At 53.4% G+C, this 9,312-nt stretch carries 10 protein-coding genes; 4 read left to right on the top strand and 6 right to left on the bottom strand.

Annotated features, from left to right (window positions below; translation table 11 throughout):
- Positions 1–194: 194 nt before the first annotated feature.
- The 5 genes from rpsI to ACYC56_RS09545 form a co-directional block, all read right to left on the bottom strand.
- Positions 195–590: a 30S ribosomal protein S9 gene (rpsI, locus tag ACYC56_RS09565; protein ID WP_461373952.1), complete on the bottom strand. Its 396-nt coding sequence runs from the start codon at positions 588–590 to the stop codon at positions 195–197.
- 3 nt (positions 591–593) lie between these two features.
- Positions 594–1,037: a 50S ribosomal protein L13 gene (gene rplM, locus ACYC56_RS09560; protein WP_461373951.1), complete on the bottom strand. Its 444-nt coding sequence runs from the start codon at positions 1,035–1,037 to the stop codon at positions 594–596.
- A gap of 190 nt (positions 1,038–1,227) precedes the next feature.
- Complete coding sequence (hemW, locus tag ACYC56_RS09555) at positions 1,228–2,340, bottom strand: radical SAM family heme chaperone HemW (protein WP_461373950.1); 1,113 nt, start codon at positions 2,338–2,340, stop codon at positions 1,228–1,230.
- 117 nt (positions 2,341–2,457) lie between these two features.
- Positions 2,458–3,447, bottom strand: coding sequence for a cation diffusion facilitator family transporter (locus ACYC56_RS09550; RefSeq protein WP_461373949.1), 990 nt, complete (start codon positions 3,445–3,447; stop codon positions 2,458–2,460).
- A 12-nt stretch (positions 3,448–3,459) separates the two neighbouring features.
- Complete coding sequence (locus ACYC56_RS09545; RefSeq protein WP_461373948.1) at positions 3,460–4,389, bottom strand: ATP-binding protein; 930 nt, start codon at positions 4,387–4,389, stop codon at positions 3,460–3,462.
- 121 nt (positions 4,390–4,510) lie between these two features.
- On the opposite strand from ACYC56_RS09545, the gene ACYC56_RS09540 reads away from it, so the two are divergent.
- From ACYC56_RS09540 to ACYC56_RS09525, 4 genes are all read left to right on the top strand, one after another.
- Entirely contained in the window at positions 4,511–4,975 is a 465-nt protein-coding gene (locus tag ACYC56_RS09540) for a hypothetical protein (protein ID WP_461373947.1), read from the top strand.
- A gap of 69 nt (positions 4,976–5,044) precedes the next feature.
- Positions 5,045–6,043, top strand: coding sequence for an NAD-dependent epimerase/dehydratase family protein (locus ACYC56_RS09535; RefSeq protein WP_461373946.1), 999 nt, complete (start codon positions 5,045–5,047; stop codon positions 6,041–6,043).
- Between the two features lie 52 nt (positions 6,044–6,095).
- Positions 6,096–7,913: a thioredoxin domain-containing protein gene (locus tag ACYC56_RS09530; protein ID WP_461373945.1), complete on the top strand. Its 1,818-nt coding sequence runs from the start codon at positions 6,096–6,098 to the stop codon at positions 7,911–7,913.
- 109 nt (positions 7,914–8,022) lie between these two features.
- Positions 8,023–9,021, top strand: a complete 999-nt coding sequence (locus ACYC56_RS09525) for a carbohydrate kinase family protein (RefSeq protein WP_461373944.1) — start codon at positions 8,023–8,025, stop codon at positions 9,019–9,021.
- Here the strand turns inward: ACYC56_RS09525 and ACYC56_RS09520 are convergent.
- A partial coding sequence (locus ACYC56_RS09520) for an EscU/YscU/HrcU family type III secretion system export apparatus switch protein (protein ID WP_461373943.1) occupies positions 9,004–9,312 on the bottom strand: 309 nt, incomplete at its 5' end. The genes ACYC56_RS09525 and ACYC56_RS09520 overlap by 18 nt on opposite strands.

Raw genomic sequence — 9,312 nt, 5'->3', positions numbered from 1 at the left:
CTGTTGTCTAGACAGGTACTTTATCCTCCCGCTTAGCACCCCGCATTACTGCGACGCACCGGGATTAGCTATCCGGCCCCTTGGTGGTTACCGGAACGGGACTTTCACCCGCAAGTGCGGCCCAGCTTAGCTGGGCGCGCCAAAAAAAGAGGTTAAAGAAGCGTACTTCTTTAACCTCTGGTGTTGCGTGATTATTACCTCTTGGAGAACTGTGGACGCTTGCGGGCTTTTTTCAAGCCGTACTTGCGACGCTCTTTCATCCTCGGGTCACGGGTCAACAGACCGGCCTTCTTAAGCTCGCCGCGAAAATCGTCATCGGCCTCAAGCAACGCCCTTGAGATACCATGGCGCAATGCGCCCGCCTGACCGCTTACGCCGCCGCCTGCGATTGTAGCGATTACATCGAACCTGCCGGTCGTACCGGTTACTTCAAAGGGCTGCTGGATCAAAATCTGCAGGGCCTTACGGCCAAAATACGTCTCGAGGTTCTTGCCGCCGACATTGAACTCGCCCTTGCCCGGCATTAAGCGGACACGAGCCACGGCATCTTTTCTACGACCTGTTCCGTAGTAGACAACCTTACTAGCCACTGATTACTCTCCCTTCGCCCTAAGATCTAATACTTTTGGCTGCTGGGCGGTATGTGGATGAGCCGTCCCTGCATACACTTTTAGTTTCCTGAACATCTGCCGGCCGAGGCTATTGTGCGGAAGCATACCCTTTACCGCCAGCTCAACAGCTCTTGTCGGATGTTTTACGATCAATTTGTCAAACGTTGTTTCTTTTAACCCACCCGGATAACCGGAATGGCGATAATACATCTTCGTCTGGGCTTTACGTCCGGTCAGGACGATTTTTTCGGCGTTTATAACGATAATGTGATCGCCGACATCCATGCTTGGGGTATACATGGGTTTGTGTTTTCCTCTAAGAATGGTCGCAACCTGGGTTGCGAGACGGCCGAGCGGTATTCCCGCGGCGTCTACAACGAACCACTCTCGATTGATATCCTTTGGCTTGGCCGAATACGTTTTCATTTTTCCTCCAACACTGTATGTAAAAGCTAATTATCTTTTAAAAATAGCAATATTGCAACCATACTATATTATATAAAACCGCAGGAAGTGTCAATGGTGCGGTAGCTCGTATCCCTCAGCTGCTATCACGCGTCTACATTTCCCCGGCGTTCTACTCTTTCCATAGCATCAGACTACGTCCAAACAACGTTCAAACAAACCTCGAGAACACTTCGTTGCCGAGCATAATCCCCCGGGACGAAAGTCTCAGCGACCCGTTTTTGCTTTCAATAAGCCCGTCGCCGAGCAACCCCTCGATCTGGGCACCGTAGATATCCTGCACAGATCTGCCAAAACGGGCTGCAAATGCTTCCAGGTTTACGCCCTCCATTTTGCGAAGCCCCAGAAAAAGCGTTTCGCTCATGTCATCATCTATGGAGAGATCGATTTCCTCGGGCTTAAATAGGTCGGTACCCACTGTCGTTATATACTCCGCGGGTTGCGCCGTATTTGCGAATCTCTTGTTACCCATCCTTGAATGCGCGCCGGCGCCAAAGCCGATGTAATCACCGTTGTCCCAGTATACAAGGTTGTGGCGGCACTCTTTGCCAGGTCTGGCATAGTTTGAGATCTCATAGTGGCTATAACCCGCTTCGCTCAACGACTCCATGGTATACACGAACATATCCGCCTGCATATCTTCCTCCGGTGCCTTCAACACGCCCTTAGCTATCTCGTGCTCAAGCACGGTGCCGGGCTCTATCGTAAGGCCGTAGCACGAGAGATGCTCGGGCTCGAGCGTTGCGACCTGCTCGAGGTTAAGCGCCCAGTTTGCGAGCGTTTGCCCGGGAACGCCGAATATAAGGTCGATGTTTATGTTGTCGAAACCGGCGCGCCGGGCAGCGTACAACACGTCTACCGCCTGCTGCGCCGAATGCTTCCTGCCAAGGAGCGCCAGCAGGTCGTCATCAAGGGATTGAAATCCGACGCTTAGCCTGTTCACGCCGCTTTCCCGCAGCGCCGCCAGCTTTTCATAGGTAACCGTTTCCGGGTTAGCCTCGATGGAGATCTCCGCATCCGAAGTGATAGCAAAGCGCTCCTTTAACAAACTAAGAATCGACGCTATGCAGGAGGGCTCGAGAAGCGTCGGCGTACCGCCGCCTATATAAATGCTCTCAACGGTGCCAAAAGCGCCGTAGCGACCCGCCTGGGAAGCGATTTCAGCCAACAGCGCGTCGACATACGACTCGTGCACGGCGGAAAGACCCGCATACGAGTTGAAGTCGCAATATTTGCATTTTTGCTTACAAAATGGGATATGCACGTAAATAGCAGGCATGGTTATGAATAAGGACCCTTCTATCATTTTGTCAGATTATCTCAGATTTGCGAGGGCAACGCCATAAGCGAAGCGGCGCTAAAACGCAGAGCAAAGCGGTTTCTAGTGAGAATGCATGGGCAAGTCGTCGTGCTTATGCTCGGATATCCTGTGATAATCCTCGCCCGATGCGGTCGCCGGGTCGACGTGGATGGTAACGTTAGAAAGATACCGCAGGTGATGCATCAATTGATGACGTACTTCTCTGGCTATCCCATGGCCCTCCTCAACGGAGAGACCCGGGTCTACCGCGATATTAAGCTCAGCGCTCAACCTGTGCCCTATCCACCGTACGCGCACCTCGGTAATAGCGCGAACACCCTGCGTGTGGTGTACCGCATGGCCGATCTCATCGATTACTTCCGGGTCGACCCCATCCAACAAGCGCGTAAAAACCGTTTTACTAGAATCCCAGACGATCCTGAATATCGCGGCGGCAATGACCAAGCCGATGATCGGGTCGGCCAGCGGATAGCCGAGCCAAACGCCTAAAGCGCCAACAAGCACGGCCAGACTCGTGATCCCATCTGCACGGGCATGGTAGCCGTCGGCGATAAGGGCGGCACTGCCGATCTCATTGCCGACCTTAATCCGGTAGACGGCGACAACCTCGTTCCCGATAAACCCGATCAGTGCGGCTGCGGCCACCGCCGGCAGGTAATGCACCGCTTGCGGATGAAGAAGCCTGAGGACGGACTGGTACCCCGCAACAATGGCGCTGAAAAGAATAATAAGAACGATTGCGACGCCAGCCAGATCTTCGACGCGTCCGTAACCGTAAGTAAAGCGCTTATTTGGCCTTAGGCGGGCAAGCGCAAAGGCGATCCCGAGCGGAACGGCTGTTACCGCATCGCCAAAGTTGTGGATTACGTCCGAGAGAAGGGCGACGCTGCCTGATATAATAACGATGAACGTTTGCAGAAGAGCGGTGACAAAAAGCCCGGCAAACGACCATTTGATGACCCAAATCCCCCGCTCCGTCGTAAGGATGCTGGGGTCGACGGCGCCGTGGGTATGAGTATGGGCATGGCCGCTTTTGCTATGCTCGTGCATCGAACGGCCCCCTCAGTCCCGGTGAGGTAAGATCAACGGCCCCGGCTTGCTCGCGTCTTCCTCAAGCCTGATAGCCTCCGCCGGGCATACCCCCACGCAGACGCCACACCCTTTGCATGCATCCACGTCGACCTTGACCTCATCGGCCATGCTTAAAGCGTTAAATTGGCACGAGTCAACGCAGCTCTCACACAACGTGCAGGAATCGTGGTCGATTCTGGCCGTAAAGCCCGAGGACGTAACGACTCCAAATCCAAGTGAGAGGGCCCGCATTCCCATGCAGCAGCACGAGCAACAGTTACAGAGAGAATAGAGCCTGTCACCGGCCGCGTCCTTAAACCAGGCCGTATGGACGCGCCCCCGCTCGTGCTCCCGCTCAAGGATAGCCAGGGCCTCGTCGACGCCCACCCTGCGAGAGCTCTCTTTTTTGTGCTCGACGACAAAATCGACAAACGGCTCACCAAGGACAAAGCATACGTCTATCGGCAAGCACGGGTTCTCGGCTATCTGCCTGCAAGGGCAATCAGTGACCGCAATATGCTCGGAGTTTTCCAGGATAATATCCCTCGCCCGATCAAACGGCAGTACCTGCTCGGGATTGCGAACCACAACCGGTTCCTTAATATCGACCAGGCGTTTTGCCGTTTCGCTCGTAATTACCTTGGCGTGGTGGGTATGCATCAACTTTTCACCGGCACCCCTGTAGAGCCGCACCGGGAATAGACGGGGATGCTCGAGCACGTACTTGACCGGTTTCAGGTACGATGATGTCCATCTTAAATATACATAGCTGTGGATGAAGTCCTTTGCCCCCCGCCACCCGTGAAACCGCGCCAAATCGGCTGTGCTGTCTTTGCGTCTAATAAACAACCAGCTCCCGACAACCGCAATGCCACTCAGTAACAGCGGGACAAAGCCGCTTCTCTTTTTTGTCGTATCCATACCTTGTTTATTATAGCCGATTAGGCCGTAGAAACCACGCGAGCAAGCGGTTAAATCCGCTAAACTATCCCCCGGTTAGGTCGAAAGTAATACAAAACAGCTTTTGAGGAGTTGGTAACACGTGCCTTTTATTATATTGGTGAACGCGCTATGCGGACTTATCGTGGCTTTACTCTATTATCCAAGATCCCCATGGTACCTTTTCGGGACCGTGCGGCTCGAAGAGTTATGGCTGTGGTCTAAGTATGCCCTCTTCTGTTCATCGTTACTTATCGTTTTCACCGTTCTGGCGCTTGATAAAAACGCAAAAGGCCGCGGCCTTGCCCGAAGCCTTTCGGCGTTTATAACGACCCTGCAAGGACTCCTCAACCTGCTTCCCGCTGTTTTATATTTTATCTTTCTACACGGTGCTGCGACCTCTCACATCACAGTTCACGGATATGCGCTGGCAATCACCTCCCGGCAGCTTTTCTTGCATCTACTCCTTGTCGCTGTGTCTTGGGCGACCGCCCTCTGGCTTGCGTTAAAAGGAAGGGAACGACGCGCCCAGGAACCCGCACAGTTCCTCGAAGCACAGATACAATAAATCGCTCCGTTTTTGGGTATCAAGAAGGTGAAGCGGTCCATCCAGCCATGATTGTCACCAGGGGATACCATGAAACTACTCGTAACCGGAGCAGCGGGAGACATCGCATCTCAGTTGATTCCCTCACTCATACGGCAAGGACACAGCGTAAGGGCGCTGGTCAGATCCGCAAAAGAAGCGCGAAGCATTCAGAATCCGGCAATCGAGATTGTCGTTGCAGATATTACTATTCCTAAATCGATTAGCGGAACGGCCACCGGTATGGACGCGGTATTCCATCTTGCCGCCGCCCTCTTCGTAGCAGACCCCGAGGAAGACCTGAGAAAAATCAACTACGAGGGAACCATCAACATGGCCAACGAGTGCATTGCTCACGGCGTTAAAAGGTTCATCTTCCCGAGCTTTCCACTGGTTTTAGGGCCGCATAGCACCCCGTCGGATCCCATCAACCCGGAGGATGCCACCACCCAGCCCAACTGCTTTCACGCGCTTTACAAGAAGCTCTGCGAGCAGCACCTGCTTGTGCTGGCAGAGCACGGAAAACTCTCGCCCACCATCCTCCGCCTGGGGACCGTCTACGGACCCGATATGCGCCTGGTCAAGACCCTGAAGTCTTTCATAAAGCGGGGGCTCTACCGGATACCGGGCGATGGCGCCTATATCTTCAGCCCGGTTCATATCGATGATGTGGTCCAGGCAATGCTCTTGGCATTGAACAGCCAAAAGGCCATCGGACAAATATATAATGTCGCCGATGATATGCCGGTCCGTTACAAAGAATTCGTCTTTATGCTCGCCGACCTCCTCGGCGCACCAAAGCCCCGGTTTGCACCGGTAAGCCTGTACCGGGCGTTCGCCGGCTTCGCAACCCTCTGGGCGCGCCTCACCGATACGGCGCCCCTCATCAACAACGATATCCTTACATTCAGCACCTCAAGCTTTGCTGCGAATACGACTAAAACCAAGAACGAACTAGGCTTTAAACCGAACTACCCGACGATTGCCGAAGGTCTTCCAACATGCATCGGTCGTCGTCAAGACTTCGAAAAACGTTCAATTGCAGCCTAATTTGGTTAATAACAATAGAGAAGAAAAGAAACCCGAGACCGGAGGAGCCGATATGCTTTTTCCACAGCCGCAACCGGGAGAAGAGATCCCGAAATTTCGCTTTTCGCCGAAGCCAAATAGGGCCGCTGAGATCCACTGGAACGAATGGACGCCCGATGCCTTTAACACGGCGCGTGAAGATAAAAAGCCCATTCTTCTTGCCATATCGGCGGTATGGTGCCATTGGTGCCATATCATGGACGAGACCTCGTACTCCGATGAAGCCGTCATCACCTTTATAAACGACAACTACATCCCGATCAGAGTCGACGCGGACAAGCGCCCCGATATCCAAAATCGTTATCTCTTGGGCGGATGGCCGACGACCGCAATCCTTAACGATAGAGGAGAGATATTAACGGGCGGCACATACATGCCCCCCGGCGAATTACTGCGGGTTTTGGAGACTGTGAGCGATTACTACCGCGATAACTACGAGAGGCTTGAAAACGAGTCCCTTGAGAAGCAGAACCAGATCAAGGTGGTCCAATCAAAGCCGGCGCCCGGGCCCAGTAGAATAGATCGCAAGCTGGCCGATGAAATCTTGAGGGCGATGAACTCGTCGTTCGACTCGGTTTACGGTGGGTTTGGCCAGGCCCCTAAATTTCCACAACCGTGGGCTGTCGAGTTTTTACTGCGCCGGGCGTTTCTCGAAGACGACACGTACCTCCTCGAGATGGCCACGACAACGCTCGACCATATGGCCGAAAGTGAGATAATGGACACCGCATGGGGCGGGTTCTTCCGCTATGCCACCGAGCGTGATTGGAGTAAGCCCCATTACGAAAAGCTGCTTTCCGATAACGCGGGGCTCATCTTAAACTACCTCCACGCTTACCAGGTGGCGGATTTCATTAATTACCGCGAAATCGCCGAAAAGACACTTGATTATGTAGACGAGTTTTTAGCGGATAAAGAAAATGGGGGCTTCTTTGGAAGCCAGGATGCCGATGAGACGTTTTACCGGCTCAGCCCTAATGAGCGCACGAAGGCTGCGATGCCCTTTGTCGACCCCGTCATCTACACGGACGCAAACGCCTTTATGGTCTCCGCTTACATCGAAGCATTCAACGTGCTGGATATGAGGGACCGCCTGGACTTTGCCGTCAAAACTATCGACTTTCTTACCGCAAAGTGTTACTTGCACGACCAAGGAATGGCGCACTACTACGATGGCGAAGCGCATTTTTTCGGGTGGCTTGCCGACCAGGTTTCAATGATCGGGGCTTTAATCGATGTTTACGGCGCGACCGGAAACCGCTCGTATCTCGATATGGCAAAATCCCTCGTTTCTATCTGCGAGAAGCGATTCCGCGCCGAAAACGGCACATTTTTCGATAGGGCCTCGGATACCGAACCCCAGCTCGGCGCGCTGTTTATAAAAAATACGCCGGTTCTGGAAAATTCGTTGCTCGCACGAAGCCTCTACCGTCTCGCTTATATAGACGAAAGCGATAGGTACGAGAAGATGGCCGAGGATATCCTTGCCAACCTCGATATGGATACATCGGCGTCGACGCCGCTTCTTGCGGTCTACGGGCTCGCGATCGATGAGGTGACCGTGCAACCTGTCGTTATCACGGTCATCGCAAACAAGGATGATTTGCCCGCGCGAACCCTTTTAAGGGAGGTTCGAGGCACCTATATCCCGGGTAAGGAAACGAGACTCCTCGACCCTGTCAACGATTACGAAACCATAGAAAAGAGCGGTTTTCCGCCGGAGCGCAACCCGGTCGTGTACCCGTGCATAGGACGGATGTGTCTGCCGCCCGTCACTACGGCGCACGAGTTTAAGCAGATTTGCGGTGACTTACCGGGACGAACCAGGTAGCGTATTGACATGCCCCCATGAAAAGGTGTAGCCTTTCCTAACTAAACGGTTAAGATAAAACGATCGTGAGGCTCGTTTTATCACTACATCTTCGGGAATATGTATTACTATGTTTGATGTCATAACATTAGGAAGCGCAAGCAGGGATATATTTTTCGTCACGGATCGGGCAAAGGTGCTCCCCGATCCTTCAAGCATTGAGGGGAAAATGATCTCATTTACCCTAGGGGCAAAAGTATCGATTGAAGACGCTTACATCCGTGACGGTGGGGGCGCCTGCAACGCGGCAACAGCCTTCGCCCGCCTCGGCTTGAGCGTTGCACCGTACATGAACATCGGCAACGATGAGATGGGCGAGCAAATCATCCTTGAGATGCTTCAGGAAGGTGCGAATACCGATTTTATCTGGGTTGACGAGGGTAAACAAACGGGTACCGGCGTCATTATCATTCCGGTTGGTGCCGGTGACCGCACGATCCTTTTTTACTCGGGCGCCAACCGCGACCTCAGGGTTCGCGATTGGGATAAAATCGATGACACCTCTTGGTTTTACATAGGTCCGATAAGCCGCCAAGCAGCCGACCTGCATCGCCAGGCGATAGAGTTTGCGCATAGTAAGTCCATCAAGGTGGCTAACAACCCCGGCATCGGCCAGATCGAGTGCGGATACGAGTACTTGGCGCCGCTCCTCAAACTTCTCGATGTTTTGATAGTAAACCGAACCGAGGCGACTCTCATCCTGCGCTCAAAAGACCCGGATATCGTTATTGAAGACAACCACCGGCTTGCAATCGAGCTTATAAAAACAGGGCCGAAGATCGTGGTGGTGACCTGCGGCGGTGAGGGAGCCTGCGTTACCGATGGTGATGAGTACTATTATCAGGAACCGATTAAGACGGAAATCGTCGATGCGACCGGCGCGGGTGATGCTTTCGGTTCGACCTTCATCGCCGCCCACATTAAGGGGCATGACCTCAGAACCTCTCTGTTTATCGCGGCGATAAACTCGGCTTCGGTAGTCAGCCAGGTTGGGGCGCAGGACGGTCTGCTCAGGCTCGATGAGATTAGAAGAAGGGCCATGAACCTCGGATCAAAGGCCCGCCTTTGAGAGACGCCCATCAAGGGCATAGATAAACGCGAGCACCTCGGCCACTACGCTGTAAAGCTCCTCGGGGATTTCTCTTCCTATATCGACGGCGCTTAACGCCTCGACAAGAGCGGCATCCTCGTAGAGATCGACACCACTCTCTTTCGCCAACTGCTCGATGCGCTCGGCCACATATCCCGATCCCTTAGCCAGGACTTTTGGGGCGCCATCATGAGCCGGCTCATACCCCAACGCAACAGCCTTGCGAGGTTTATGCGTCTTCTCGTTTTTTCTGTCTTTCTGCATGATTAC

Source organism: Candidatus Aquicultor sp., assembly GCF_054640775.1.
This window is presented reverse-complemented; position numbering and strand designations above follow the sequence as displayed.